Consider the following 26,976-nt stretch of genomic DNA (forward strand, 5'->3'; position numbering starts at 1 on the left):
GGCCCCGCCCACCACGCTCACGACAGGCGGCGGCAGCAGGGCAGCTTTCACCGGTCCCCTGAATAATTCCCGTTGATGGCGCTACAGCGCGCCATCGGCTGACCTCTTGAGTCTGGGCAATCCGTAAACGTAAGCCGCCCTTGCACTTGACCGGATCGGTGGCCCCGACACCAGCACCACATCTGGGACAGGACAATGACCATGTTGACCGGTGGACAGCAGAGCCCGAACGAACCGGACGCTAACGGAATCACTTATACAGGCCCAGCTAGGCCGCCAACTGGTTCCTCGAATTCGCGGGCTCCGGTGATCCAGGGGAGGCCAGGAAAGACGGAACCGTAGCTGTCGGCTGGATCCTCCAGAACGGTAGCGCTCACCGAATTCAAACGCAGACCCGGACGCTCCGGGCCTGCAGGCTCGAATCGAAGGGCGGATGAGCTTGCGTTCAAGCGTCACCATGTATGGGTCAATGGTTACGTCCAGGCCAGAACCCACGGGGATGTCGCTGGTAGAAGCACATGATCCGCTGCTTGCCGAGGACTTCACTGCCGTCGGTCCGCTCGGCATTGTCCTCAGCAAGCAGGACTGACTGCGGCGCTACGCCAACGGCCGACGGAATAGTCCGGCTAACCCTGATAGTGGACGGCGATGGAAAACTGGCGGGCGCACATGTGAGCGCGATCGGCGCGCGGCCCACCCGAATTTATCCTTCAGGCAGCCGCTGGGTCCTTCCTGGCCGCCGGCGGAAAGGCTGTCCCAGAACCTGTCGACCTCTTCCTGCGTTTCAACAACTGATGTGGAACGATATGGCCTCGCTGAACGTGAATTCCGGACCACCGTTGAGTGCCACGAATTCCTGCCCCTCAAGTACAAAGTTAATGGTCATCGCCTGCCCTTCCGGCCCCGGCCCGACCTTGCCGTACCGGGCAACACTCAAGATCTCTGAATTCCTGAATATCGACGTATAGAACTGCGCCACAACCGGCGGGAATTCGCCCGGAACCAACCGCACTGCCGGCTGCACCTCTTTAGGGTGGCGCCGGCGCAGCGGAAAGGAAATACGTCAGCACGACGGCGGCGCGCCGGTGTAGGCGCTACCCACCGTCGTCGCTCGTCCTCATGAGCACCGCGGTTTCGGGCCGCCACGGTGCCGAGGCCGGGTCCGCCGGCGGTTCGCGGGCCGGACACAACAGGATCAGCGGCGGCGCCTTGATCAGAACCGTCACGGCTGTGCCGGCGGAGGTTTTCAGGGTCCCAGCCGACGAGGTTAAGGCAGTGGTAGCCGACGACGGCGGGCCGGGGCTGAGCCTATGCGTTCCCATCGTGGTTCCCACGCTCGTGGAGGTGGCCCGTGATCCCGGTCTGGTCCGGGCGTGGTGATCCTCCTTATTCTCCTCTGGATCGGCACCGAGACCGTGTTGTCAATGACCGGCCGCACGGCGCTGCTGGTGTCGCCGCCGACGATCGGTCCTTGGCTGTCCGGACTTCCCGGGTCGGGTCTGGCCGCGCGGCGCCGGCTGGACGACACCGGGGACACCCTCGCCGGGGTGGTGATCGGAAGATATCGTCTGCAGGGGAACTCGAGGTGCCCGGCGCCCCCATCGGTGCTGAAGTCAACATGACAGCGTTCTGGGGTCACCACCTGCCCAGCCTGTCCGCCGGACTCCGACAAACGCTGGCGGATGCCTTGGCCACCCACACCAAACTGAATTTCGCAGCCATCGATATCGGCATCACCGACCTGCGGGAGGACTCCGGCCCAGATGAAGGGACGAGCGCATGAGGATTACCGATGAGCTGCACCGGCTGATCCTTGGGCTGGACGGCGTCAGCACCGTCTACCCGGCCGATCCGTCGCGGCGAACCGCGGACGGCCGCCTGGCCGCAACCCTGACGCCCGGAGCCTCGGCGCCGGAGCCGGCCATCGTGGATCTGCGGATCGCTGATTCCCTGGCCACCGTGCGAATCCAGGCCGGACCGATGGGGGCCCCTGCCGGGTCGTGTGGTAATCACCGTTTCGCAGCAAGCCGCTGAAATGCTTTGGAAATCCTGATGCCGGCGGCCGGTCTGCCCGTCAGGCCGCCGGAACGGGATCGTTTGGCTATATCGAAGAGCGCCGAACGGATGGAACCCGGGGTGAGGATCGATGAATGTGTTCCCACAGACATATCGTCCGCGGACTACTTGCAAAACCTCATTCTCGACAGTAAGGATGTTGAGGATCTCCTGAACGGCTTCGCCGGATTCTCGGCGCGGAGCCTGTCCTTCCCGGAGTGCGAGGTGGTCTGCGGCGTCACGCTCCTGCGAAGGAAACGGGCGAGGACCGTGGCCAGCAGCGGCCAACGAGCACTCGAGATGGACGAAATCCAGTACAGCTACGACGACGGGCCGTGTCTTAGCGCTTCCCGGGAACGCATCACCCAGCCGGAATCAGCCTGGCCGAGAATTATGTGTCGCAGACCGCCACCGCACTGCGGTTGATGGTGCGTTTTGCCCAGCGTGCTGCCAGAACGGTGGCTGAAGATCCGCCCGGCAGCGCCCGGGGAATCCCCCGTGGAATCCCCCCGGGAAATCATGTCGACGGGAATGCCGCGGCGACTTATCATTGGAAGACACGGTCGGTGAAGGTGAATGCACCTGCCGCGTGAGTTTCATGCAACACGGAAGGTGGCCGGCGCTGCCGGATTCGAGGGCGCAGTCGACCGCGGGTAATGCCGAGGAGGATCCCATGGCTGAGACGAACGCGCCGAAAGGCGACCGCATAGGCAACGATTACCAGCGTGGCCCGAATCCCGATCCGGGCGGCGCGATCGATACGGGCGACAGCGCGGTGCCGCCGTATGAGGACAGAAGCGACGGGAACAACCGACCTAGGGACGGAACTGCCCGGGCCATGGGCAGCAAGGCGCCGCTGAAAGAGCCCGCTCAGCCCGGATCGGATACAACGCCGGAGGACGCTGCAATGGCTCCCAAAGATGTGGGCGAGAGCATCGGGCGGCGCGGCGAGGACGCGGCGGACAAGGACGGCAAAGAGTCGGGCAGGGAAGATACCGGCCGCAAGGGCAAGACAGCGCGCCCAACGGGGACGTCCGGGCCGCGTGACGAGACCAGCATCCAGCCTCAGGAGGGCAATACCGGAAAGTCCAACTGATGTCCTGAGCTGCTGTCTGTCCGGAGCCACCCTCGGACGTGAGTCACTGTCGGGCGGGCGCGAGGCACTGTCGGGTGGGCCGACGCAAAGTCGGCCCCCCCGACGGCAGGTGCGATCAGCCGCTGCCTCGCTCTGTCCGCTGGCCTCACTCCTCGCTAACGCGGAACCGGTTCCAGACACGGTGTTCGGTGAGCAGTTCGCCCACGGCCGTCACCACGTCGTCGGACTCACCGAGCACTAGGCCCTCCGCGGCTCCGTCGATTCCGGCCGCGGCCAGAATCGCTGCAGCGCTTCCCCAGCCGCCGATGGCTTTGGCATGGCGGAAGGCCTCGGTGACCATAAGGAGTATCCGGGGATCCACGGGACCGCGGGGAATTCCGGCCGTGGCAGGCTCGACGGGCACTGCGCCCGCGGCAGGTTCCGCCGAGGCGGAGGTAGCCAGCAGAATCGCGTCAAACTCAGTGGATCTCGCCGTCAGATAAGTCCGCTGCACCGGCTCTTCGGTGTTTCCCAGTGTGCCCGCGGCCGGAGCGATAATCAGCGGCACCATGCCGGCTGCCGCTATCGCGTCCCGGGCCGTGATCACTTTGTCCGTGTCGGTGCCGTCATCGGTCAGTATGCCGATGACGCGCCCGTCCGTCGGCCATTTCCGGCCGATTTGCGATACGGCCGGGCTCGGCTGCGGATTCCCCGGCTGCTGCTCCGGCTCGGGCGCGGGGAGGCCCAACCCGGCGGCCACACCGGCGCAGAGCCCGGCATCGATGTTCGCCAGCGACTTCAGCTGCCGTTCCCGGATTGCTGTTTCATAGCACTTACCAAGTTCGAAGGTGTACGCGTCGATAGTGTGTCGCTGTTCCACTGCGGTCAGGCTCCGGTACAACAGCGTGGCCTGACTATAGTGGTCATCAAAAGTGGCGGGCGCTTGTCGAACGTTGATACCCGCGGCAACTTCCTGCGGGATGTCGATGAACGCGGCATCCGCTACTCCGGCGTGGAAGGGACAGCCGCCGTCGAGGGAGTTGGGACGGTACGGAGCAACGCCTGCGTGATCCGCCTGCTGGTACATGCCATCACGGAACATATCGTTAATCGGGGCCTGGGGCCGGTTGATGGGGAGCTGGGCAAAATTCGGGCCACCAAGGCGGCTGATCTGAGTGTCCAAGTAAGAGAATAGGCGCGCCTGAAGCAACGGATCGTTGGTGACATCTATCCCGGGCACCAGGTGGCCCGGATGAAACGCCACCTGCTCCGTTTCCGCGAAGTAGTTCACCGGGTTGGCATTGAGCGTCATCAACCCGACGGCTTGAACCGGGGCCAGTTCTTCCGGAATGAATTTCGTGGGATCCAGCAGATCGATCCCCTCGAACATTTCGTCTTCGCTGTCCGGGAAGACCTGCAGCCCCAGCTCCCACTCCGGGAACGCGCCGGATTCGATGGCATCGGCCAGGTCCCGGCGGTGGTAGTCCGGGTCCATGCCGTTGATGATCTGTGCTTCCTCCCATACCAGTGAGTGCACGCCCAGCCGTGGTTTCCAGTGGAACTTCACCAGAGACGTCGTGCCCTCGGCGTTGATCAGCCGGAAGGTATGCACCCCGAAGCCTTCCATCATCCGGTACGAACGCGGAATACCACGATCGGCCATGAACCACAGCGTATGGGCCTGGGCCTCGGTGTGAAGCGACACGAAGTCCCAAAACGTATCGTGGGCACTCTGCGCTTGCGGAATTTCCCGGTCCGGGTGTGGCTTCGCCGCATGCACCACATCAGGGAACTTAATGCCGTCCTGTATGAAAAACACCGGGATGTTGTTCCCGACCAGGTCAAAGGTTCCCTCATCGGTATAGAACTTCGTAGCGAAACCCCTGGTATCCCGGACGGTATCCGCAGAGCCGCGGGAACCTACTACGTTAGAGAACCGGACAAAAACGGGTGTCTCTACGTCAGCGGCCAGAAAGCCTGCCCGAGTTATGTTCGCCGCTGAACCATACGACCGGAACACCCCATGCGCTCCGGCCCCGCGCGCGTGAACCACCCGCTCAGGAATACGTTCGTGATCGAAGTGCGTGATCTTTTCGCGCAGGTGGTGGTCCTGCAGCAGGGTGGGACCTCGCGTACCTGCCTTCAGGGAATGGTCCGTGTCGCTGATCCGGGTGCCCTGCGCCGTCGTTAGATATGCGCCTGACTGCGACCTGGATCCCTCCGGCTCGCCGGTTGGGGTACCCGTGGGCGAAACCAGCTCCGGCCCGTGCTGATCCGGTTTCGGAGGCAGAGGGCTGTGCGGGACGGTTTGCTCTTGAACCTGCGGCGGCTCCGCAGACGGTGCCCCGGGAATGGGCTTCTGAGATGGCGACATGTTTCCTCCTCGGTGCTTACTTCTTGGACGCGTCCTAACCCCCGTATGATCAGCGTGCTTATCACCCTAAGGCTCGGGGCGGCGCAGATTCAAGGACCCGTAACTGTTGCAGGAGCCGCGCTGGTGTACGACAAGTCACGGCCCGTGCTCTCCCCGTCGGATACGGCGAGGTTATACGAAACATATCAGCTTGCTTACTAAAAGAGGCATAATCCCCAGCGGGACCCTCGAAGCCCGGACGAAGGGGCCCGAGGCGGCTGACGAGCTTTTTGGAAGGACATGTTCATGAAAGCAGTAGTGTTCAAAGCCCCTTACCAGCTTGCCGTGGAAAACGTGGCGGACCCTAAGATCGCCGGATTCCGGCATGGTTTTGGGCCACGAGAACATGAGCAGCATCGCCGGCGGAAATGTCCCGTGAAGAAATACAACCGGGAACTCCGCCCTCTGATCATCAGGGGCAAAGCCAAACCGTCGTGGATCGAAGCGCACGAACTCTGCAGTGGCCTTGCTCGCGATCTGGGCTGCGACAGGACCGTTGCTCGGCTTCTCCGACACCTGGCAGCTGATCATCAACACGGGAACCACGATGATCACGTTCCTCATGGTTTTCATCATTCAAAACACGCAGACCCGTGACGCCGCCGCCGTTCAGGTAAAGCTCGATGCGATCATGCTCGAGCTTCAAATCAGCAACGCCAAGCTATACGACGCCGAGCACGAGGGGGAAGAACAGCTCGAAAAACAGCGCCAGCACCTTCGGGACGAGGCCAAAAACGGTTCAAACCATTCGTAGTCCGGGATTTCATACCCCGCGGCGCAGGCCGCTGAGGGACGAAGCCGGCAGCAGAGACCCAAGGAACGGAGCATCAGGTATAGCCTGATCGGAACCGGTGCCGTCACGAAGGTGTAGAGGGCGCCGTCACGAAGGTGGAACCGGTGCCGTCACGACGGTGCAGGAGGCCCGTCACGACGGTGGAGAGGTTGAGCGATGGTTGACCGGATTACGGACATTTGGGGCACACGGACACCGTTTGCCCGCGGCGAGAGTTGGCCGGTCAGGGTCGACCAGCTGCTGGCCGACGGCGTCGGCGAAGCGGATGTGGACCGGTGGGTCCAGTCCGCATGCGTCTTGTGCAGCAATGGTTGCGGCATGGACATCGCTGTGAAGGACGGTGCCATGGTCGGCGTCCGGGGCCGGGCTGTCGACGCCGTCAACCAGGGCCGGCTGGGACCTAAAGGACTCCTTGCCAGCTGGCAGGGTGTTGCCACCAAGGAACGCCTGACCCGCCCCATGATCCGGGAAAACGGCCGGCTCGTCGAGACCGACTGGGACACCGCGATGGAACGCATCGTTGCCAGAAGCCGGTCGCTGCTGGCAGATAAGGGCCCGCTCTCACACGCCTTTTACACCAGCGGTCAGCTCTTCATCGAGGAGTACTACGCACTGGGCGTGATCGGCAAGGGTGGCATCGGGACCCCGCATATGGACGGCAACACCAGGCTGTGCACCGCCACTGCCGCCGCGGCGATGAAGGAGTCCTTCGGATCCGACGGGCAGCCCGGCTGCTATACCGACATCGACGAATGCGATGCCTTGTTCCTCTACGGCCACAATATGGCCGAAACGCAGACCGTGCTGTGGTCCCGCGTACTGGACCGGGTCACCGGTCCGGACCGGCCCGCCGTCGTCTGCGTTGATCCGCGGGAAACGGAAGTCGCACGCCTCGCGGACGTACATCTGGCGCTGAAACCCGGGACCAACCTTGCCCTGATGCACGGCCTGGTCCGCGAACTGTTTGCCCACGGTTGGAACGATGAGGATTTCGTCGCCCACCACACGCTCAATGTCGAGGAGCTCAGCGCCGCGGTGCAGCCATGGACGCCCGAGGAGGTGGCACGGACCTGCGGGGTGGAAGCCGACGACGTCCGCCGCGCCGCGGGGATCTTCGGAACCTCGCGGCGGGTTGTATCCACCGTGCTGCAGGGATTTTACCAGTCATCGCAGGCCACCGCCTCGTCCTGCCAGGTCAACAATCTGCACCTGCTGCGCGGCATGATCGGCCGGCCCGGCTGCGGGATACTGCAGATGAACGGTCAGCCCACCGCGCAGAACAACCGCGAGTGCGGGGCCGACGGCGATCTGCCGGGCTTCCGAAACTGGGAAAACCCCGACCACGTCAACGAACTGGCGGCCCTGTGGAATGTGGATCCGCAGGTGATCCCGCACTGGGCCCCGCCCACCCATGCAATGCAGATCTTCCGCTACGCGGAGCAGGGATCCATCGGTTTTCTGTGGATCTCTGCGACCAATCCGGCCGTTTCCATGCCGGAGCTCCCCCGGATCCGGAAAATCCTGGCCAGTCCCGGGCTCTTTGTGGTCGTGCAGGACTTGTATATGACCGAAACCGCGCAGTATGCGGACGTGGTGCTGCCCGCCGCAGGCTGGGGCGAAAAGACCGGGACTTTCACCAACGCCAGCCGCACGGTGCACCTGTCGGACCAGGCGGTTGAACCGCCCGGGGAAGCACGCAGCGATCTGGATATTTTCCTGGATTACTCCCGCCGGATGGATTTCCGGAACAAGGGCGGAGCCCCGCTGCTGGACTGGGTTGGTCCGGAAGACGCCTACCGGGCTTGGCAGGACTGCAGCCGGGGCCGGCCGTGCGACTACACGGGGATCAGCTATTCGAAGCTCCGCGGGGGAAGTGGCATTCAATGGCCCTGCAACGAGGAGCATCCCGGCGGCACGAAGCGGCTCTACGGAGACGGTATTTTCCCCTCAAACCCGGACTATTGCGAAACGTATGGTCATGACCTGCTGACCGGCGCCACGGTGGGACCGCAGGCGTTCCGTGCCATGGCTCCGGCCGGGCGGGCCCTGTTCAAGACGGCGCCGTACTCGCCCCCTCATGAAGAACCCGATGCGGACTATCCCTTCCGCTACACCACAGGCCGCACCGTCTACCACTTCCATACCCGGACCAAAACCGCCCGCTCAAAGCCGTTGAACCGGGCCGCGCCGGATGCCTGGGTTGAGCTGTCGGTGTCGGATGCCGGACGGCTGGGGGTCGCCGAAGGCGACATTGTTTCGGTCCGTTCGCGTCGCGGGGAAATCGTGGTCCCGGCGCGCGTCGGTGATATCCGCTCGGGAACCGTCTTCGCGCCCTTTCACTACGGATACTGGGACGAATGCGGCAGCCCGGACGGACGTCCGCGCGCAGCCAACGAGCTGACCATGACTGATTGGGACCCCGTTTCCAAGCAGCCCGTATTCAAAAGTGCGGCTGTACACGTTGAAAGGGTGGCCGCAGGAGCGGGACCCTCCGCTGCTCCGACGACGACGGCGTCCCGGCCGGCGTCGGCGGGTAGCGTTCCGGTGACGGTTGGCGGGCCGGAGGCACAGGCGCAGGAGACGTTCGCGCCGGAAGCCCTGCCCGCTGGTTCCGCAGGCACGGTTTCCGCAGGCCCAGTCCTCGGAGCCGCAGTTCCCGCAACCACAGTCGGGGAGCTGTCATGAAACTTCCCATGTATCTGGGTCTCCTGCACAAGGCCGAAGCCACGCTGGCCCGATCCTACCGCCAAATTGCCGAGGGCCACGGGGCGGAACCCGATATTCATTTCCTCTGCCTGACGTTGGCCAAGCAATGCGACGCCCATCAGCAGGCGCTGCAGCCCGTCGTCGCGCGCTACGGGGAGGTGAGCGAGGACGACGAGCCAGAGCGGCTGCATGCTGATGGCCTGACCGAAACCCGCAGCGGGCCCGTCGGCCTGCTGCGGGACCTGCAGGACCTGTACCTGCTGGCCAACCTGGTGGACATCACCTGGACCATGGTCCAGCAGGCCGCTCAGGGGCTGCGGGACACCGAACTGCTGGACGTCGTCGGCCGCTGTGAAAGCGAAGCCAGCACCCAGCTGCGCTGGCTGACAACAAGGATGAAGCAGGCTGCGCCGCAGGCCCTGATCGCGGCCGACTAGGCCGGCCAGATCCGGCCGCAGAAAAGCGACGGCGGCCGCGTTCTGTCACGGCGCCTTGCGTCACGTCACCGGGACCGTCGGCCTCACCGGGCTGCACCTCCCAGCGCCCTTATTGAGGCACTGCATTGAAGCACTGTCCGGTCCCGGCTGCAGTTGCTCAGGTCACTTAGCAGTTGACCAGCGGCCGGATCCAGACCACAGTTAAGGGCACCACCAGTGTCGCGGCCGTACGGAGGACTCAGATGAGCACGGAAAAAACGGATTCCAGCGCCGACAGGGCCCGCACAGCACCCGCCCCTGACGACGCCCGGAAACCCGATTCGCCGACAAAAGTCAGCAAACAATCCTGGGCTTTCATTGGAAAAAAGACCCTGCGTGAGTTCACCAAGGACCAGTGTCCGGACCTTGCCGCCGGACTTACCTATTATGCGGTCCTTGCGGTTTTCCCCGCCCTGCTCGCCCTGATTTCACTGCTGGGAATCGTGGGGGAGGCCGAGAAGACCACGGCGGCGGCGCTGGAAATTGTGCAGAAAATTGCCCCCGGATCCACGGTGGAGATGATCAGAGGTCCACTCACTGCGCTCACACATTCGTCCGCTGCCGGATTCGCCTTGATCAGCGGGATTGTGGTTGCACTGTGGTCCGCCTCCGGTTATGTGGGTGCGTTCGGGCGGGGCATGAACCGGATCTACGAGATTGACGAGGGGCGCCCGTTCTGGAAGCTGCGCCCGACCATGCTTGCCGTGACGGCCCTGGCCATCCTCCTGGTGGCACTGATGGGCCTCATGCTGGTCCTGTCCGGACCGGTGGCACAGGCCGTGGGAGACGCCATAGGACTTGGCGGCGCCGCGGTGTTGGTGTGGAACATTGTCAAATGGCCGGTGCTCGTCTTCCTCGTCATCGTCGTCATCGCGATTTTGTACTACGCCACCCCCAACGTGAAGCAGCCGAAATTCCGGTGGATGAGCCTGGGCTCGCTGATCAGCCTGATCATTTTCGTTCTCGCTTCGCTCGGCTTTGCCTTTTATGTGGCCAATTTTAGCCATTATGACAAAACCTATGGGACCATCGGCGGTGTAATCGTTGCCCTGCTCTGGCTCTGGATTCTTAACATGTCTTTGCTCTTCGGAGCCGAGTTCGACGCCGAAGTTGAGCGCGGGAGGGAGCTGCAGGCAGGCATTGCAGCGGAAGAGTCGATCCAGCTGCCGCCCCGCGATACCAGGCAAAGCGAGAAAAGGGAGGAAAAAATTGCCGACGACGTCGCGCAGGGCCGCGCACTCCGCCGTTCGCAGCCGCAGCAGAAGCAGGAGGGCGCGAATCGGAAAGGGGCGGACCACGGCGGCCGCAAAAACGGATAACCGAAAATCCGCTTCCGGTCTTGATTAAATAAGTACGCTTATGGTTAGCATTTGAGTACGCGCAGAACGGTGTCGGCGTCTTTCGCCGATCTTCAATCCAGCCGCTCAAAGCCCGCTGCACGGTAACCACCCGGTTGCCGGCGTCGGCTCATTCCAACGGAGGAATCAAGATGAACAGCAGTAATTGGCCAGCAGATTCAACCGCAGATACTCCGACCTCGCCTGCAAGTACCCCGACTTCACCTGCAAACACCCCGGCTTCGCCTTCATATACTCCGAGCGCCAAGAACGAGGCGCAGGAAGTCGGCCGCGAGGGCGCCGAAGCCGGGGCGCACGTCGCGCAAGTTGCCGGCGAAGAGGCTAAGAACGTGGCACAGGAAGCAGGCCGGCAGGCGAAGAACCTGGTCGGCGAACTTGGCGATGACCTTAGAACCCAGGCCGGAGCGCAGCAGCAAAAAGTCGCCGAAGGGCTGCGTTCCATCAGTGACGAACTACGAGGCATGGCCGACAATAATACGCAGGAGGCCGGCACCGCGACGCGCTGGGTCCACGAGGCGGCCCGCAGGGCTGGCGACGCCGCGGGCTGGCTGGACGAACGGGACCCGGGATCCCTGGTGGACGAGGTAAAGCGCTTTGCCCGGCGTCGCCCGGGGATGTTCCTGGCCGTGGCAGCAGGCGCAGGGCTGCTCGCAGGGCGGATGACCCGCGGCCTGGCGGGAGGTTCCAATGATCAGGATGCCGGCTACGGACGCCGAACGGGCACGACGCTGCCCCCGGCTCCCAGGGTTGCGCCGCCTGAGGCCATCAAGGTGCCCCCGACCGCCGAGTACCATCTGACTTCGGGATATCCGGCCGGAGCGGGGACCCCCGGAACGGCCGATGCCGGGTTGTATGAATCCTCCGCGTCCCTGGAGACCTTCGCGGACGACGATACCACGATCGGCTACGATCCGGCGTCCGGTGGGGTTCCACCCACGGTGTATCCGCCGCTGCCGGAGGGCCCCGACGGCACCGAGGGGCGGTTGCCATGACCGACCCGCTGCACTCCTCTTCGGGAGCAACGGCCGCCGGTGGTCAGATACCTGAACGTACGAGCGCGGCCGAGGCCAAGGCCACATCGACGTCGCTCGGCGATCTGCTCGGCGAAGTCAGCCAGGATATTTCCACCCTGATGAGGCAGGAGGTGGAACTCGCCAAGGCCGAACTCCGCGAGTCGGCCAGCCGGGCGGGAAAAGGCGCGGGAATGTTCGCCGGCGCGTCGGAGGCCGCACGGTTCTGCCTGCTCTTCCTCTCCGTTGCGCTGTGGGCAGCCCTGGCACAACCGCTCAGCGCGGGATGGTCGGCCGTGATTGTGGCCGTCATTTGGGCCATCATCGCCGCCATTCTGGCATTCATGGGTAAGCGCGAGATATCAGCCATCCGCGGGCTTCCCCGCACCACCGAAACCGTTCAAGAAATCCCCGCGGCGCTGAAGCCCGGAAAGGACTAGTCATGAGCCAGACACCTGAGGAAATCCGACGGGAAATTGACAACACCCGAGGCCGGTTGAGCACCGACGTCGACGCAATGGCCGACAAGGTCAATCCGGCCAACGTGGCCCACCGCCAGACCGAGAAGGTCCGCAACACGCTCCGCCAGACCAAGGAGCGGATCATGGGGGCTGCTGATGACACCTCGGATTCAGCGCAGCAGACGGCACAGGACGCCGGCGAGACCGTCCGTTCGATGCCCGGCAAAATCAGCTCACAAACCCAAGGCAATCCCTTGGCCGCGGGTCTGATCGCCTTCGGCGCCGGTTGGCTGTTGTCGGCACTGATTCCGGCCAGCGATGCCGAAAAGCACCTCGCCTCGGTTGCAAAGGACAAAGCACAGCCGTTGATCGACGAGGTCACGGATGCGGCGAAACAGGTCGCGGGCGATATGCAGGAGCCAGCTCGGAATGCCGTGGAGGAGGTTAAGGGCACGGCTCAGCATTCCGCGGAAACGATCAAATCGGAGGCCACCTCCGCTGCCTCTGATGTGGGCGACCGCGCCCAGGAGGCACGCGACAACCTGCAGTCCAGCTAGGCCTTACGGATCTGCGCTTGGGGCCCGGCTAGTGCCGGGCCCCGGCGGAGTTCCGCTGTAGGCCCCTGTCAGTTCACTGTAGGCTGCCAGGGCCGCAGTACCACCTTGATGCAGCCGCCTTCTTTCTTTTGGAACTTCTCATACATGGCAGGCGCCTCGTCCAGTCCGACCGTGTCAGTCACCAGATCCGTCACACCCAGCGGGTCCGAAGCGTCTTCGACCAAGGGCAGCAACTCGTCAATCCAGCGTTTGACGTTGCACTGTCCCATCCGCAGCTGGACCTGCTTATCGAACATGGTCATCAGCGGCATGGGGCTGATCCGGCCTCCGTAGACTCCGCTCAAGGACACCGTTCCACCGCGGCGGACCGCCTCCAGCGCGGCATGGAGTGCGCTCATCCGGTCCACTCCGACCGTTTCGATGGCCTTTCTGGCCAGTTTGTCCGGCAGCAGTCCGGCGGCGGTCTGTGCGAAGGCCTCCAAGGGTGCGCCGTGGGCTTCCATGCCAACGGCGTCCACCACCGCGTCGGGGCCTCTCCCGTCTGTCAGGTCACGGAGCCTGTCGCCGATGTCCTGGGCATAATCGAGCGTCTGCACTCCGTGCCGGCCAGCCATGGTCCGGCGTTCGGTGACCGGATCGACGCCAATGACCCGAAAGCCGAGGTGCCTGCCGATGCGGGTGGCGAACTGGCCCACCGGTCCCAGCCCAAGAACGGCCAAGGTGCCGCCGTCGGGTACATCGGCATACTGCACAGCCTGCCACGCCGTGGGGAGAATGTCGGAGAGGAAAAGATACCGTTCGTCCGGAAGCTCCTGCCCCACCTTGATCGGACCGTAGTCGGCGTGCGGGACGCGCAGGTACTGCGCCTGGCCGCCAGGGACGGAACCGTAGAGTTCGGAATAGCCAAAAATCGCCGCACCAGTGCCCTGCTTGCGGACCTGCGTCACTTCGCACTGTGACTGCAGCCCCTTTGAGCACATGTAACAGTGCCCGCAGGAAATATTGAAGGGAATGACGACGCGGTCGCCCTTGTGCAGGTTCGTGATGCCGGTGCCCAGCTCCTCCACGATTCCGATGGGTTCGTGGCCCAGCACGTCGCCTTTATGCATATATGGACCCAGCACCTCGTACAGATGCAGATCGGAGCCACAGACTGCACTGGAGGTGACTCGGATCACCGCATCCGTCGGTTCCTGGATGACCGGATCCGGCACCTCCTCCACACTCAGTGATCGCCGTCCCTGCCATGTCAAAGCCTTCACCACAACCTCCTCGTTGCCCCCGGCATGCGACCGGTCCATTGGGATACATCGACCTGTCGCCCGGTTGCATCGTCCGGTTTGGCATGCCCATGCATCCGGCCGAAATCCGGCCTGAGCCTAAACCTAACCCCTCCGGCCGCCAGGTGCTAAGCATGCTGGCGAAACGGGCGGGTTGGCGGGATACTGGATAGCGATAAGCGCAACGTCACTCAAGGAGACCACATGGACAGCAATCAGCCTTCCAAGGGCGGGACGGACGACGACGTCCTGGCCGGCTACCTGCACATCCACCTGGTGGCGGCATCCTCCGGCGAGCGGTTGTTCGAACAATCGGTGAAAACGTGGAACGGAACCGGCCTCGAAGAGCAGCTCACGCGGATGACGGCGGACGTGGCCGCTGACAAGGAATCGCTGGAAACCATCAGCCACGAGCTGGGCCTGCACATGCCAGCGTACAAGGAGGCCGCGGCTTGGGTTGGCGCGCAGGCCTCCAAGCTGGGTCCGCTGAACCCGCTGCACCGCAGGGGCGGTCTGGGCAGTCAGCTGGAATTGGAGGCGCTGTTGAGCGCGGTGACCGGAAAATCCCTGCTCTGGAAGACGCTGCTCACCCTCGCGCAGGAAGACCAGCGCATTGACAAAGACCGGGTCGGAGCCCTGCTGGAGCGGGCGCAGAGACAAATTGCCGGGCTTGACGAAATGCTCAGGGCTACGGTCCCGGAACGCTTCCGGGTTTCGGATCACTGACGGGCTCCTGCACCGCCGCCACCAGTGCGGCAAAGCGCCGGTTATCGGCCAGTTCGTCGATCAGAACAGCCTTTCCGTCCGGACCTGCCAGCGGGATGCGCCAGTTCGGATATTCGTCGTGGGTGCCAGGTTGGTTCTGCGTCCGCCGCTCGCCGACGGCGTCCACCAGTGCGACACCGAGCAATGACGACGGCGTCGCAGCGGTGAAGGCGTACAGTGCCTCCACGGTCCGCTGCACGCGGGCTTCCTCAGGAACCGGGGCCCGTCCTTCGTCGTTGGCTCCCGCGTCTGCTGCAGGCCTGTCCCGGGCACCGTCGCCGGCCGCATCGGCCTCGTGCTCATCCACCGGCAGGAATCCGCGCGCGCGCAGGAGGGCAAAAACGGCTTCCTGCGAGGCTGCGTCCGCGGCGCGCTCCAGTTCCACCGGCCGGCTGAGCAGCCCCAACGATTCCCGCAGCGCCACGTGTTCGCCTGCCAAATACCCGGCCGTGGGCGGGAGGTCGTGGGTGTTGACGCTGGTGAGGCAGGCCTGTCGGTATTTCTCCGGCGGCAACGGTGCCCCGTGCTCGCTTTCGAACCATAGGATGGACGTCCCGAAGATTCCGCGCTCGGCCAGGTAGTCCTGGACGGAGGGCTCAAAGACTCCCAGATCCTCGCCGATCACGACCGCCCCCGCCCGCTGGGCCTCCAGCGCGAGTATCCCGATCAGCGCCTCATGATTGTAATAGACGTAGGCGCCCTCGCCCGGGCCGGTTCCCGCCGGGATCCACCAGAGCCGGAAAAGCCCCAGAATGTGGTCCACCCGGATGCCGCCGGCGTGCCGGAGAATGGTGCGGAGCATGTCCCGGTACGGGAGGTAGCCGGCTTCCTCCAGCCGCGCGGGATGCCATGGGGGCTGGCTCCAGTTCTGTCCCTGCTGGTTGAACATGTCCGGTGGCGCACCCACCGTGACGCCGTGGGCCAGCACGCCGTTGAGGGTCCACGCATCGGCCCCGCGGGCATCCACCCCCACGGCCAGATCATGCACGACGCCGATCCGCATCCCCGCGTCCTTCGCTGCCCGCTGCGCCGTCTGGAGCTGCTGATCGCAGATCCACTGCAGCCAGCGGTAAAAACCTATCCGCTCTCCCAATTCCTCCCGCTGCGCCTCTGCGTAGACCGTCTGCGGACCTGCGAGCCGATCCGCCCACTCCGGAGCACCCGGGGGGAACTTCTCGGTAAGGGCGCACCAGAGCGCAAAATCCTCCAAGCCCTGTCCGTGGAACGTCACGAATGTCTTGAATTCACGCGCCCGCGCCGGACCGAGTTTGACTGCGTGGATATGTTCCAGCGCGGCGAGCTTCGCCGCATACGTGGCATCGCGGTCCAACATGTCCGCCTCATGGTTTGACCGATGGAGGCGTTCGGCGAGCAACTCGACCTCGGCCCTGGGACCGGCCGGGAGGTAGCCGTACTCCTGGATATTCTCGACGCGGATGTACAGCGGATGAAAGAATCGCCGGGTGCTGGGCAGGTAGGGTGAGGGTTCCACCGGAGGCACCGGCCCGCCAGCGTGCAGCGGGTTGACCAGCACAAATCCGGCTCCGTGCTGCGCACCGGAAATCACCGCCAGGTCCGCCAGGTCGGCGAAATCGCCGATCCCCCAGGAACGCGTGGACCGGACGGAATACAGCTGTGCGGTCAGACCCCAGCTGCGGTGCCCGGCCAGTTCCGCCGTCGTGCCCAGCCGCCGCGGCGTGATCACCAGAGCGCACTCGGCCCAATCGCCGTCGTTCTGAGCATGCAGTACGTGCCATCCCAGCGGCAGGTCCTCCGGCACAGCGAAGGTGGCCCGGCCGGTGAGGACGCCGTCAATTTCCCGAGGCTCCACCCAGTCGTCGCGCTGCAGCACATCGCGGTGGCCGCCGTCCTCGGCGGTAATCCAGACGCTGACCTCGCTGCCATGGGTGACGTGGACGGGGACATGGAATTCCTGTCCTTCCTGAAGAACGACGACGGGAGGCAGCAAGCGCCGCCACGGCACCTGGTCCTGCTTCAACAGGGAGCTGCGGATTTCCTCCGGCGTGTCCGCCGGAACATCCAGGGCCCGCAGGATCCGGCGCAGGGTGGCGGCCGCGACCTGCCGCTCAATGCCGTCCCAGCCGCGCTGGGACGTGCCCACTCCGTGCCCCCGTGCCAGCCGCAGCAGCGCCTGCGAATGTAGTGCGGTCGGGTCGGAATCCGGAGCATCAGTCATGCGCCCTACTCTATTGGGTCTGCGGTCGTCAGCGGCACCGAGAATGGAAGACAACGAGAATGGTTAAGCGCGGACCAGTGTTATTAGAGTGGCTCATGGAAGCAACGGAAGGAACCACAATGTCTCGCATTGCCATCATCGGAGGCCACGGCAAGATCGCCCTGGAACTCGCCCGGATTCTCACCGGCGCAGGACACGAAGTAAGCTCCCTGTTCCGCAACCCCGCGCACGGCGACGACGTCACGGCAACGGGCGCCACCGCCGTCATCGCCGACATCGAGAACCTTTCCGTTGCGCAGCTGACGGACAAACTCGCCGGACACGATGCCATTGTCTTTTCCGCCGGAGCGGGCGGCGGCTCGGCGCCCCGCACGTACGCCGTGGACCGGGACGCGGCGATCCGGACCATGGATGCCGCGGCGGAAGCGGGCGTGCGGCGCTATGTCATGGTGTCCTACCTGGGCGCCCGGCCGGACCACGGCGTGCCCGAAGACAACAGCTTCTTCGCCTATGCCGAGGCCAAGGCAGCCGCGGACAGCTACCTGCGGGGCACGTCTCTCGCATGGACCATTCTGGCTCCCAGCACGCTGACCCTGGCCGAGGGCACCGGATCAATCGACACAGGACCGGACCTCGAAGGCACGGACGTGGCTCGCCAGGACGTGGCACGCGTGGCGGCCGGCGTACTGCACCGACCCGGGACCGCCGGCAGGACAATTGAGTTCAACAAGGGTGGCACGCCGATTGATCAGGCGCTGGACGCTCTCGGGTAAGCGCTCCGGACTTAGGAGCGCTTACCGGACCGGGCGTGCGGGCAGCGGTGGACGGGCATGGGGTGGGCCGAAGTCGTGGGGCATTCTCATCCCTGTTTGCTTTTTGGGTTGGGCGTCCTGCACACTTTTAACGGTCCGCCACGGCGGACCGCCTGCTTTAAACCCTCGACAGTTTCGCCCCAGTCAAGGGATAAAGCCCAACGGCGGCGTCGGCCACAGATCGGCGCGGACACAACGATCAGAATCGGAAACACCATGATTGAAACCACTTCAGACCATACCCTGCGGGTAACGGTCAACGACAAAGCCAACATGGACGACGAAATCAGCGCGGCCGTCGACATGGCGCGGGAGAACGCGATGAAGGACCGCCGGCGTGGCATCCTGGTCACCCGAGAGGGCTTGGCTTCCTTTACGGTCGCCGTCAGCGATGAGGTCCCATATGGGATTACCCAAGAAAAGTACGCTTGCTGACGCTCAGTGAGCCTTCCAGTCCCTGGCCAGCACCGCGTAAATCAACTCGGTGGTCCACTCACCCTTGAGGAAATAGTTCTCCGCCAGCCGGGCTTCGCGGAGCATCCCCAAGCGCTCGCAGACGGCCGTCGAGGCAGTGTTACGTTCGTCCAATCGGGCCTGTACCCGGTGGAAATTCAGCTGACCAAAGGCCAGGTCAAGCACGGCCGCCGCAGCCTCGGTCGCGTAACCATTGCCCCGTCCTGCCGGGGTTAACGTCCAGCCGATCTCGCCGGTTTTGGGCTCTTTGTCCGCGCCCAGATCCCATTTCAGGGCGATCTCGCCGAGAAACCCGGGTTTGTCGGCCGCCTCGATGGCAAACGCCGCCCAATCACCGGGCTTGCTGAATCCGGCGTCGACGTACATCGCGATCCGTGCCATGCACTCGGTGTAGCTCCTCGGCTCGTTCAGTAAGTACCGCGCGGTATCCGGCAGCGACTGGTATGCGAAGAACGGATCAAGATCGGCGGCCGTGAAGCGGCGGAGCCGCAACCGTTGGGTGGCCGGGGGAAGGGGAAATTCAGCCATGGTCAGAGCGTACTCTCCGCTCTGCAGCACTACGCCCGTGCCGTGCCGTGCGCTACCGTGCCCTGCCCTGCTCTGCCCTTGCATCAACCCTCGGCGGCGGTTTTGAGGTTCTGCAGTGTCCTGCGGATGTTGCCACGTTGAAATCCGGCGAAAGTCCGGCCGCGGGTGACGACCGCGTCGAATATCAGGGCGGCCACATCGGGCCAGGCCCGCCTGTCGTCGGTCCAGGTTTCCGTTACCCGCGTCCCCGCGTCCGCGGGCTCAAAACGATACTCCCAGGTGGCAATTGGTCCGCGCAGCCGCGGAGTCTCGAGCCCGATGGCATGCACCCTGAAACGGAATTGCCGTCCCCGCTCCGCCGCGGTCACGGTGCACTGGGTCGTCCATCCAAACCGCCCGCGCTTGTTGCGCCCGTCGAAGACCATGCCCACATACGCATTCGCGCGCTCGTCATGGACGGTCGCGCCACGGTTTTCCGGGCTCCACTCCCCCATCCGCGCCACGTCGCTGATCCGGTCGTAGAGCGCGGCCGGACCGGCGCCGATGATGATGCTCTCTGAGACGCTGAACGTGCGTTTCACGCGGTGACTCCCTCCATAGGCCTGCCAGGGCGCAGAGCTGCGAAGGCCTACGCTACCGCCTCTGGTTGCCGCCGTGGGCAAGAGGACCAGGACCGGACGCCGGGCCCGCCGCCGCCCGCGCCTGGTCGGAACTTGGGTACCCGCCGCCACGACGCGGCCGCGTACACGGTCCGGCACTATTGACGGTGGTCCTCCCGGAGACGGCATAGAATTGCGAGACTACGACATCAGCGGAACCGGGTCGCCGCACAAGCCGGCACCGGGGCGCGGGAGGGGATGCGGGACAGACATGACGGTGCTTATTGCCGGCTGCGGTGACCTCGGCACGGAGGCGGGCCTGCGGTTTGCTGCGGCAGGCCACCGGGTCGTGGGATGGCGGCGTCGGCCGCAGAACCTGCCGTCGGGCATCGAAGGGGAGGCCGTGGACCTGACCGGGGAGCTGCCGGCGGTTCCCGCAGACGCCCGGATTGTCGTCTTCACCACCGCGGCTGGTGAGCGGACCGAGGCGGCGTACCGTGCCAGCTACGTGGACGTCGTGGCAAAGGTGCTCGGTGCCTTCGAGCGCGACGTCGTCCGGCCGGAGCGGGTCCTCTTCGTTTCCTCCACGGCGGTCTACGGTCGATCCGGCGGCGGGAGTGTTGATGAACAGACCCCGCCCGAGCCGGCGACGGCGACCGCCCGGATCCTGCGCGAAGCCGAGGAACTGCTGCACGCAATCCGGCCCGACGCCGTCGTACTGCGTTTGGCCGGAATTTACGGACCAGGACGCACGATGCTGATCGACCAGGTGTCCAGTGGCAGCGCCCGGATCCCCGAGGGGCCGCAGTGCACCAACCGCATCCACCGTGACGACGCCGCCGCCGCAATCGTTCACCTGACCACCGCGGTGCCGTCCCCCGGCACCATCTATCTCGGCACCGACGACTCCCCGGCGGAGCTCGGCGACGTCCTGACCTTTTTGGCCGGCGAACTCGGGCTGCCGCAGCCTCCCGTCGGAGCCGCCGGTGCTGCCGTGCGCGCCAGCAAGCGCTGCAGCAATGCCCTGCTGCGCGCCACCGGATTTAACTTCATGTATCCCAGCTACCGCGAGGGATATCGGGCGGTGCTGGCCGGCCACGGAGTGCGCCACGGGTGAGGGCCGGTCGCAGCGCGCGCCCGGACGGCGGTCGGATGGTCGTTATGTGCCGGGGCGGGCGGATCCGCCGGCTGGTCTTCGGGCGCCTCGAAGCGCTCCACCGAAGGTGCGCAGGAGCCGACCCCCGGCCGCGAGCGCTGCAGGCGAAACGGTGACGACGTCGTCAATGGCGGCGGAGCCCTTTGTGCCCGACGGGGCTGCCAGCGGGACCGTTAGTCGGCTTCCGGCTGGGCCTCGGGCCAGTGGGCGGCCACCGGGCCGAGGTCCAGCCGGCCATTGCGGTGCAGCCAATGCACCGCTTCCGCCACCGCCTGCAGCGAGGTGTACCGCGGCGCGTAGCCCAGAAGGTCGCCGGCCTTGGCGATGCTCATGGATGGACTGCGCGAGATGTGCTCGTAGGTAACGTCAGCGTGCTCGGTTGCCGTCATCTGCCGGAACTGTTCAAACGGCACACAGTTCAGGTTCGCCTCGCGTCCGAACCAGCCCGCCGCAGCTTCGGCGAAACCGCGCAGGGTCAACGCCCGCGGCGACACTACATGGAAGCTCTCCCCGATGGCTGCCTCCGGCGGGTCCAGGGCGAGCTGGAAGGCCTGCGCAACATCGTCGGCATGGACATGATGGACGGTTTCCAGCCCGAAATTGGGCAGCGTGACCCGCTCGCCGCGCGCCAGTTGCCGCCAGACGCCCGGATCCAGGTTGCCCGCAGGATTGATTACCGGCCACCCGGGACCGCTGATATGCCCGGGATGAAGGATGACCGCGCGCAGTCCGGATCGGGACTCACGCCATAGGAGTTCCTCGATCGCGGCTTTGCCGATGCCGTAACTGCCGCTCGGGCGCCGGGCGGCATCCTCGGTCACCGGGACCTCCACCGCCGGCCCGTGCACCCAAATGCTTCCGCAGTGGATCAGCAGGCTGCCGGCGCGGCGGAGCGCGTCCGCAAGCTGCTGCGCGGAGGATGGGGTAAAGCAGATCATGTCAATCACGACGGCGGCATGCAGATCAGCGATCCGGGCGCCGAAGGTGCCGGCGTCGTCGTCGGCCTCCCGGTCTGCGGTAATCCGGGTAACCTCGGCCCACGCGGGATGCTCATGGTACGGCGAGCGCAGTCCCCTGCTGACGGCGATAACCTCATGGCCTGCTTGAACCAGCCGCGGGATCAAGTACCCGCCGACATGCCCGGTGGCACCAATGACGACCACACGCACTTTCCGCTCCTGTCTGCCGGAGGACTCCGGCGATCGCCATCCGAACGCGGTCCGGCTCAGCCGGTAACGTCGGCGGCGTAGTATGTCCGGCTCCGTTAGCCCCTAGACGACGACCTCTTCGCTGTCCAGGAAGCCATCTTCGATGTCCCAGTCCACTACCGGAATCCTCACATGGGCATAATCGTCGGCGGGATCGTTATCCCGCACATGCCCCGGAGGGAGGTACCGGCGGGTCGCGGGGACCACGGCCGGGTTCAGTTCTGCAGACTGTTGGGGGTGGTCATTCATTCCAGGGGTCATGTGCATCTCCTTCATTGGTGGGGCGATGGTGTTCACCCCACAGCGCGGTACGGCCTGTGGCTCGACCATCCGGTACGGATCAGCACACCACGGCTCCCCGAAACCGTCAACCCCCACGCTGGCCCATCCGCGCATCCCCTCCCGACCCAAGTAGGTAGCAGATACTGCACTCAAACGGCCGAATGGGTGCATCTGCTGCTACCCAGTTGGGACGGGGCGGAGGAGGCGGAACGGGCCGGGTCCGTTTAGAGCAGCTCGCCGGGGCGCAGGAACAGCACGCGGGTTTTGCGGTCGATGAAGACCATGTACAACGCGAACGACACGCCCACCACGATCGCCACCGCGCGCACAATTCCAATCGGGATCCATTGAAAGACGCTCAGCTGGTCCGTCAGGGCGATCAGCATGAAAAACGCGGTCAGGAACAGCACCATGCGCAGCTGCCAGTTTTCCTTGATACCGACGACGCCGAACAACACGAGCAGCCAGACCATGTACCACGGCTGGATCATCGGTGCCAGGAGCACGACGGCGGCGAAGCCCCACGCCATCCGGCTTAGGATGGTAGCGCTATAGGTGCTTCCCAACGGGCCTCGGAACGCAAGCCAAACGACGGCGAACACGGACAGCACGGTCCCTACCAGGTCGACGGCGGACGTCACTGCGCTGCCCGGGGCACCGAACAGACCGGCCAAAAAGCCCAGCACCGCCCCCAGCATTCCTACCGGTGCGTACCAAATCCACACTGTCGAGGAGGTGCGCAGTGCGGCCACCCAGCCGAAGCCCAGACCGTTGACCATTCCGGCGACCCACAACAGGCCCATGGATAGTACAAAGGTGAGCGCCCAGCACCAGAATTTGCGTCCCCAGCCGGCCTTGGAGCCAGCCCACAGCAGGCCAACGAACGGCAGCGCAATCAGCGTGATTGGTTTAATCGCGATGGACGCCGTGACCAGCACGATGCCCAGGAACGGTCTCTTGACAGCGGCAAAATACACCCCGGCCACCACCAGCCCGAGCATGAGGGAATCATTGTGGGCGCTGGCAATGAAGTTGATCAGCAGGACAGGGTTCAGGACAGTCAGCCAGAGAGTGCGTTCGGCGTTGATCCCGTGCAGCGCCGCGAGCTTGGGCACAAAGACGGCCAGCAGCAGCACGCCGGCCACCGCCGCCAGCCGGAACGCGATGAGGGAAACCTCGGGAATTCCAAACCCCATCCAGACGGCGAACTGCTCGATCCACAGAAACAGCGGGCCATAAGGTGTGGGAGCCTCCGTCCAGAGCGTGTCCGGGCCAAGCTGGTAGTAGTTGTTCAGCGCCGAGATTCCGTTGGTGTACGGGTTAAGCCCCTGGCTCATCAGCCGGCCCTGGCCTATGTAGGCGTAAACGTCCCGGCTGAACAACGGAAGGGCGACGACGAGTGGCAGCGCCCAGAGCAGCAGCGCCTTGCGCAGCACGGGACGGGCGGACTCATCCCAGACACTGATCCGCTGTGCCAGCCGCAGCCACGAGCGCACCAACAGAAGAGCCCCGAAACACAGCATCACGGTACAGCTGATGACTCCAACCGGCGTCGTCCGCGCTGCAATGAATACCGGCGTCCGGATCAGCGCGGAACTGCCCGCAAGCCAACCGACGCCAATTGACCCCAGCACCATCAGGATGGACGCAACAAAGCCCTGTACCAAGGCAACCTTCGTGGTCCCGGCTGCGCCGGCGTCGCCCTTGTGTGACCAGGCCACCAGCAGACCAACGATCCCGGACCGCCCGCCACTAACCGCCGAGCTAAGAGCCGGGGTCCCGCGCGGTTTGTCGGTCAACATCGATGAAGAGTCCTCTTCGGTAAGGAGATACGCGCTGCCTTTGGGGGCTCGCGGCAGGCAACGGTTGGCCTCGATATCGGCTGATCCCGCCACCCGAAGATGATGCTCGGGACCACGGCGATTCTAACACCGCGGGCGTGCGCCCACACGGTCCCGGCGCCCACCTGCGGTAATATCAAGGGGCGGGAACTTTCCGTGCGCGGTTTTATCCCGCACCCCCGGCCTGCCGGCGGTCCCCTCCGCGGCGGCTGCACGAACCCGCCGGACACCGATCCGCTCCATGGCCAGCCACGGAGATCCATATTTGAGAAGGACTGCTCACATTTCTACGGACTCTTTCTTCGGCGCCTTGACGCGGGCCCGGCAACGTCTGCTGTCAGGCCCGGCGGCGGCGCGGCTCAATACCCCCCGGGGCCTGCTCTGGGGCTTTATAGCCATCCACCTGTTCTTCATCGGGTTCATGATGATCTGGGTCGTGCAGGGCCAGGCGTTCAGCGATACGTTCATTTACCGGGAATGGGCCGCCGCCGGGTTCCGTGATGAAAATCTCTCCAGCGGTCCCAGCCCGTGGGTTTATCCGATCCTCGCGCTGCTGCCCATAGCGATCGCCGGAATCGCGGGCAAAGGGCTGTTTCTGCTGATCTGGGTCCTGATGATCACCGTCCTCAACGGCCTGGCGGTGGGTAAGCTCACCAACTGGGGCAAGAACCGCGGTACCATCCGGGCTGCTTGGTGGTGGCTGGTGTTCGTCCTCCTGATGGGCTGGCTCGGCTTTGCACGCGTGGACGGCCTGACGGCACCTCTCGTGCTCATTGCGCTCGTCTACGGCGTCGCCAACCCGTTTGTGGCCTCCGTGCTGCTCAGCATCGCGACATGGGTCAAGGTCTGGCCCGCCGCCGTCGTGCTGGCGCTGTTCACCGTCGTGAGGGAGCGACTTCGCGTTCTGGCTGCCGGCATTCTGGTCACCGCTGTGGTGGCGGCCGCGGCGCTGTCCCTGGGCGCCCTGCCCAAGCTGTTCCATTTCCTGACTGAACAAGGCGATCGCGGCATGCAGCTGGAGGCCACGTTCACCACGCCATGGCTCTGGCTGTCCGTGCTGAACGCCGGCGGCACACGGATGTACATGAATACGGACATCAACTCCATGCAGGTCGACGGGCCCGGAACGGCCCTGATGTCCTACCTGATGCAGCCGCTGCTCATTGTTGCCGCCCTCCTGGTGGCCGGTCTGATCTTCTGGGCGCTGCATAACGGCAACCGGCACGGCGGACAAGGCGGCGGCGCGGACCGCACCGAGCTGCTGCTGGCCGGTTCGCTGACCATGGCGACGGCGTTCGTCGTCTTTAATAAGGTCGGCTCGCCTCAGTTCATGGTCTGGCTGGCCCCGGCCGTCGCCGTCGGCCTGGCGCACTGCTGGAAGGAATGGCGCGTTCCTGCCGCCATGCTGACCGGCATTGCCGTGGCCACGTTCTTTGTGTACCCGCTGTTTTATGACGCGCTGAGCCACAACAACCCGGTGATGGCGCTGGTGCTGACGATCCGGAACGTGCTGCTGGTCGTGCTGTTCTGCTGGTCCGTTCGTAGGCTCGTTGTGCTGGGCAAGCGGGCTGAAAAGCCTGTCGACGCCATCAAGGAGTCCTAAGATTTCCGTCAAATTCTTTGACCTGCTGCTTCGCGTCCGCGGTGCCCTGCTCCCGCCGGCCGCCGTGGCGTGGTTTTCACGCCCCGCCAGTGTCTGGTGGGGCTTTGCCGTGGTCCATCTGTATTTCCTTGCCTGGATGATGTCGTTCGTCATCCACGGCACTACGTTCAGCGACACGGAGCAGTACCGCCAATGGGCCCTGGCTGGTTTTAATCCGGCGGACATGGAAGGGAGCATCAGCCCCTGGGTCTATCCTGTTCTGGCGCAGATCCCCATTTTCCTTGCCAATGTTGCCGGCCCGGACGTCTATTTGCTGATGTGGATGCTGATCATCACGGCGCTCAACGCCGGGGCCATGCTGTATCTGACCCGCGGTCCCCGCCGGAGGACCGGCATCGCGCCGGCCTGGTGGTGGCTGGTCTTCCTGATCTTTATGGGCTACCTCGGGTTTGCCCGGGTGGAAGGCATCACCGCCCCGATTGTCCTGGTGGCGCTTCTCTTTGCCGCCAGGCGGCCGCTGGTGGCTACGGTGCTGCTGAGCATCGCGACCTGGATCAAGGTCTGGCCCGCGGCCGTCATCGCGCCGATTGTGATCGTCAGCCGGAAGCGGGTGAAAATCATCGCCACCGGTGTCCTGGTCAGCGCCGTCGTGCTGCTGGGCACGTATCTGGCCGGCGGTGGAAAGTATCTGTTCGATTTTCTGACCAACCAAGGCGAGCGGGGCATGCAGTTGGAGGCTACCTTCTCCACGCCGTGGGTCTGGCTGAGCGTCTTCCATCTGGGCGGATCAAAGATCGCGGATAATCTTGCCATCAATTCAACCGAGGTCTACGGGCCGGGCGCATCCGCCGCGGCGTTTCTGATGCAGCCGCTGTTCCTGCTGGCGGCGCTGGTGGCGGCGCTGCTGCTCGTCTGGGCGCTGCACCAGGGTGCCGAACGCGAGGAACTGTTCCTGGAGGGCGCCCTGATGATGACCACCGCGTTCATCGTGTTCAACAAGGTGGGATCACCGCAGTTCATTATCTGGCTGGCGCCGGTGGTCATCGCGGGGCTGACGCACGACTGGGCCCGCTGGAAGGTCCCCGCCGCGCTGCTGATGGCCATTGCCATCACCACATTCGTGATCTATCCGCTGTTTTATACACCGCTGATCCACGCGAACCCCGTGATGGCGGCAGTGCTGAGTACCCGCAATGTACTCCTGGTGGTGTTGTTGTACTGGTCCGTGCGCCGCACGGTTGAGCTGGCCCGCAGGCCGCGACCGGTTTCCGGCGCCCTCACCGCCGCGGCCAATTGAGCCGCACATTCCGGGCATCCAGTCAGGCGG

At 64.7% G+C, this 26,976-nt stretch carries 28 protein-coding genes; 19 read left to right on the forward strand and 9 right to left on the reverse strand.

What is annotated here, in order from left to right:
• Positions 1-784: 784 nt before the first annotated feature.
• Positions 785-1,012, reverse strand: coding sequence for a VOC family protein (locus QMG52_RS13190; RefSeq protein WP_283560856.1), 228 nt, complete (start codon positions 1,010-1,012; stop codon positions 785-787).
• A 107-nt stretch (positions 1,013-1,119) separates the two neighbouring features.
• Here QMG52_RS13190 and QMG52_RS13195 point away from each other — a divergent pair, with 107 nt between their 5' ends.
• The 6 genes from QMG52_RS13195 to QMG52_RS13220 all read left to right on the forward strand — a co-directional run bounded on the left by QMG52_RS13195 (position 1,120) and on the right by QMG52_RS13220 (position 3,151).
• Entirely contained in the window at positions 1,120-1,380 is a 261-nt protein-coding gene (locus QMG52_RS13195) for a hypothetical protein (protein ID WP_283560857.1), read from the forward strand.
• Positions 1,374-1,622 carry a hypothetical protein gene (locus QMG52_RS13200; RefSeq protein ID WP_283560858.1) on the forward strand — a complete coding sequence of 83 codons (249 nt, stop codon included), beginning with the start codon at positions 1,374-1,376 and terminating at the stop codon, positions 1,620-1,622. The genes QMG52_RS13195 and QMG52_RS13200 overlap by 7 nt, the downstream gene beginning before the upstream one ends.
• Positions 1,619-1,783, forward strand: coding sequence for a hypothetical protein (locus QMG52_RS13205; RefSeq protein ID WP_283560859.1), 165 nt, complete (start codon positions 1,619-1,621; stop codon positions 1,781-1,783). Before QMG52_RS13200 ends, QMG52_RS13205 begins: the two co-directional genes overlap by 4 nt.
• Complete coding sequence (locus QMG52_RS13210; protein ID WP_283560860.1) at positions 1,780-2,034, forward strand: hypothetical protein; 255 nt, start codon at positions 1,780-1,782, stop codon at positions 2,032-2,034. The genes QMG52_RS13205 and QMG52_RS13210 overlap by 4 nt, the downstream gene beginning before the upstream one ends.
• 102 nt (positions 2,035-2,136) lie before the next feature.
• On the forward strand, positions 2,137-2,481 hold the full coding sequence (locus QMG52_RS13215; protein WP_283560861.1) for a hypothetical protein: 345 nt from the start codon (positions 2,137-2,139) through the stop codon (positions 2,479-2,481).
• 247 nt (positions 2,482-2,728) lie between these two features.
• Positions 2,729-3,151, forward strand: a complete 423-nt coding sequence (locus tag QMG52_RS13220; RefSeq protein WP_283560862.1) for a hypothetical protein — start codon at positions 2,729-2,731, stop codon at positions 3,149-3,151.
• 145 nt (positions 3,152-3,296) lie between these two features.
• On the opposite strand, the gene QMG52_RS13225 is transcribed toward QMG52_RS13220, so the two are convergent.
• A complete protein-coding gene (locus tag QMG52_RS13225) occupies positions 3,297-5,504 on the reverse strand; it encodes a catalase (RefSeq protein ID WP_283560863.1) in 2,208 nt (735 codons plus the stop codon).
• A 499-nt stretch (positions 5,505-6,003) separates the two neighbouring features.
• Between QMG52_RS13225 and QMG52_RS13230 the strand changes: the two genes are divergently transcribed.
• The 7 genes from QMG52_RS13230 (at position 6,004) to QMG52_RS13260 (ending at position 12,904) form a co-directional block, all read left to right on the forward strand.
• A complete protein-coding gene (locus tag QMG52_RS13230; RefSeq protein ID WP_283560864.1) occupies positions 6,004-6,297 on the forward strand; it encodes a low affinity iron permease family protein in 294 nt (97 codons plus the stop codon).
• A 195-nt stretch (positions 6,298-6,492) separates the two neighbouring features.
• Positions 6,493-9,021: a molybdopterin oxidoreductase family protein gene (locus QMG52_RS13235; RefSeq protein ID WP_283560865.1), complete on the forward strand. Its 2,529-nt coding sequence runs from the start codon at positions 6,493-6,495 to the stop codon at positions 9,019-9,021.
• Entirely contained in the window at positions 9,018-9,479 is a 462-nt protein-coding gene (locus QMG52_RS13240) for a hypothetical protein (protein ID WP_283560866.1), read from the forward strand. Before QMG52_RS13235 ends, QMG52_RS13240 begins: the two co-directional genes overlap by 4 nt.
• Positions 9,480-9,721: 242 nt before the next feature.
• Entirely contained in the window at positions 9,722-10,837 is a 1,116-nt protein-coding gene (locus QMG52_RS13245) for a YihY/virulence factor BrkB family protein (RefSeq protein ID WP_283560867.1), read from the forward strand.
• A 368-nt stretch (positions 10,838-11,205) separates the two neighbouring features.
• Positions 11,206-11,868 carry a hypothetical protein gene (locus tag QMG52_RS13250; RefSeq protein ID WP_283560868.1) on the forward strand — a complete coding sequence of 221 codons (663 nt, stop codon included), beginning with the start codon at positions 11,206-11,208 and terminating at the stop codon, positions 11,866-11,868.
• A complete protein-coding gene (locus QMG52_RS13255) occupies positions 11,865-12,326 on the forward strand; it encodes a phage holin family protein (protein WP_283560869.1) in 462 nt (153 codons plus the stop codon). The genes QMG52_RS13250 and QMG52_RS13255 overlap by 4 nt, the downstream gene beginning before the upstream one ends.
• Before the next feature lie 2 nt (positions 12,327-12,328).
• A complete protein-coding gene (locus QMG52_RS13260) occupies positions 12,329-12,904 on the forward strand; it encodes a DUF3618 domain-containing protein (protein WP_283560870.1) in 576 nt (191 codons plus the stop codon).
• A gap of 68 nt (positions 12,905-12,972) precedes the next feature.
• Here QMG52_RS13260 and QMG52_RS13265 read toward each other — a convergent pair whose 3' ends face one another.
• The gene (locus QMG52_RS13265; protein ID WP_283560871.1) at positions 12,973-14,166 is read right to left on the reverse strand and encodes a zinc-dependent alcohol dehydrogenase; all 1,194 of its coding nucleotides are present in this window, start codon (positions 14,164-14,166) and stop codon (positions 12,973-12,975) included.
• Between the two features lie 222 nt (positions 14,167-14,388).
• Here QMG52_RS13265 and QMG52_RS13270 point away from each other — a divergent pair, with 222 nt between their 5' ends.
• Entirely contained in the window at positions 14,389-14,910 is a 522-nt protein-coding gene (locus QMG52_RS13270) for a hypothetical protein (RefSeq protein WP_283560872.1), read from the forward strand.
• Here QMG52_RS13270 and malQ read toward each other — a convergent pair.
• The gene (gene malQ / locus QMG52_RS13275; protein WP_283560873.1) at positions 14,873-17,146 is read right to left on the reverse strand and encodes a 4-alpha-glucanotransferase; all 2,274 of its coding nucleotides are present in this window, start codon (positions 17,144-17,146) and stop codon (positions 14,873-14,875) included. The two genes, QMG52_RS13270 and malQ, sit on opposite strands and share 38 nt — an antisense overlap.
• A 119-nt stretch (positions 17,147-17,265) precedes the next feature.
• On the opposite strand from malQ, the gene QMG52_RS13280 reads away from it, so the two are divergent.
• Both QMG52_RS13280 and QMG52_RS13285 read left to right on the forward strand, forming a co-directional pair.
• Entirely contained in the window at positions 17,266-17,919 is a 654-nt protein-coding gene (locus tag QMG52_RS13280; protein WP_283560874.1) for an SDR family oxidoreductase, read from the forward strand.
• 255 nt (positions 17,920-18,174) lie between these two features.
• On the forward strand, positions 18,175-18,393 hold the full coding sequence (locus QMG52_RS13285) for a hypothetical protein (protein ID WP_283560875.1): 219 nt from the start codon (positions 18,175-18,177) through the stop codon (positions 18,391-18,393).
• Positions 18,394-18,396: 3 nt separating this feature from the next.
• Here QMG52_RS13285 and QMG52_RS13290 read toward each other — a convergent pair whose 3' ends face one another.
• Both QMG52_RS13290 and QMG52_RS13295 read right to left on the reverse strand, forming a co-directional pair.
• Complete coding sequence (locus tag QMG52_RS13290; protein WP_283560876.1) at positions 18,397-18,960, reverse strand: GNAT family N-acetyltransferase; 564 nt, start codon at positions 18,958-18,960, stop codon at positions 18,397-18,399.
• Between the two features lie 83 nt (positions 18,961-19,043).
• Positions 19,044-19,541, reverse strand: coding sequence for an SRPBCC family protein (locus tag QMG52_RS13295; protein ID WP_283560877.1), 498 nt, complete (start codon positions 19,539-19,541; stop codon positions 19,044-19,046).
• A 289-nt stretch (positions 19,542-19,830) separates the two neighbouring features.
• Between QMG52_RS13295 and QMG52_RS13300 the strand changes: the two genes are divergently transcribed.
• Complete coding sequence (locus tag QMG52_RS13300) at positions 19,831-20,676, forward strand: SDR family oxidoreductase (RefSeq protein WP_283560878.1); 846 nt, start codon at positions 19,831-19,833, stop codon at positions 20,674-20,676.
• A gap of 212 nt (positions 20,677-20,888) precedes the next feature.
• Here QMG52_RS13300 and QMG52_RS13305 read toward each other — a convergent pair whose 3' ends face one another.
• The 3 genes from QMG52_RS13305 to mptB all read right to left on the reverse strand — a co-directional run bounded on the left by QMG52_RS13305 (position 20,889) and on the right by mptB (position 24,007).
• Complete coding sequence (locus QMG52_RS13305) at positions 20,889-21,884, reverse strand: NAD-dependent epimerase/dehydratase family protein (protein WP_283560879.1); 996 nt, start codon at positions 21,882-21,884, stop codon at positions 20,889-20,891.
• Positions 21,885-21,986: 102 nt separating this feature from the next.
• Complete coding sequence (locus tag QMG52_RS13310) at positions 21,987-22,184, reverse strand: hypothetical protein (protein WP_283560880.1); 198 nt, start codon at positions 22,182-22,184, stop codon at positions 21,987-21,989.
• A gap of 245 nt (positions 22,185-22,429) precedes the next feature.
• Entirely contained in the window at positions 22,430-24,007 is a 1,578-nt protein-coding gene (mptB, locus tag QMG52_RS13315; protein ID WP_283560881.1) for a polyprenol phosphomannose-dependent alpha 1,6 mannosyltransferase MptB, read from the reverse strand.
• Positions 24,008-24,287: 280 nt separating this feature from the next.
• Here mptB and QMG52_RS13320 point away from each other — a divergent pair, with 280 nt between their 5' ends.
• Together QMG52_RS13320 and QMG52_RS13325 are read left to right on the forward strand one after the other, a co-directional pair.
• Complete coding sequence (locus QMG52_RS13320) at positions 24,288-25,649, forward strand: glycosyltransferase 87 family protein (RefSeq protein ID WP_502920525.1); 1,362 nt, start codon at positions 24,288-24,290, stop codon at positions 25,647-25,649.
• Between the two features lie 25 nt (positions 25,650-25,674).
• Positions 25,675-26,946 (forward strand): glycosyltransferase 87 family protein, encoded by a 1,272-nt coding sequence (locus QMG52_RS13325; protein ID WP_502920529.1) that lies wholly within the window; start codon positions 25,675-25,677, stop codon positions 26,944-26,946.
• The last annotated feature ends 30 nt before the right edge of the window (positions 26,947-26,976 follow it).

The organism is Paenarthrobacter sp. PH39-S1 (assembly GCF_030063245.1).
GTDB lineage: Bacteria > Actinomycetota > Actinomycetes > Actinomycetales > Micrococcaceae > Arthrobacter_M.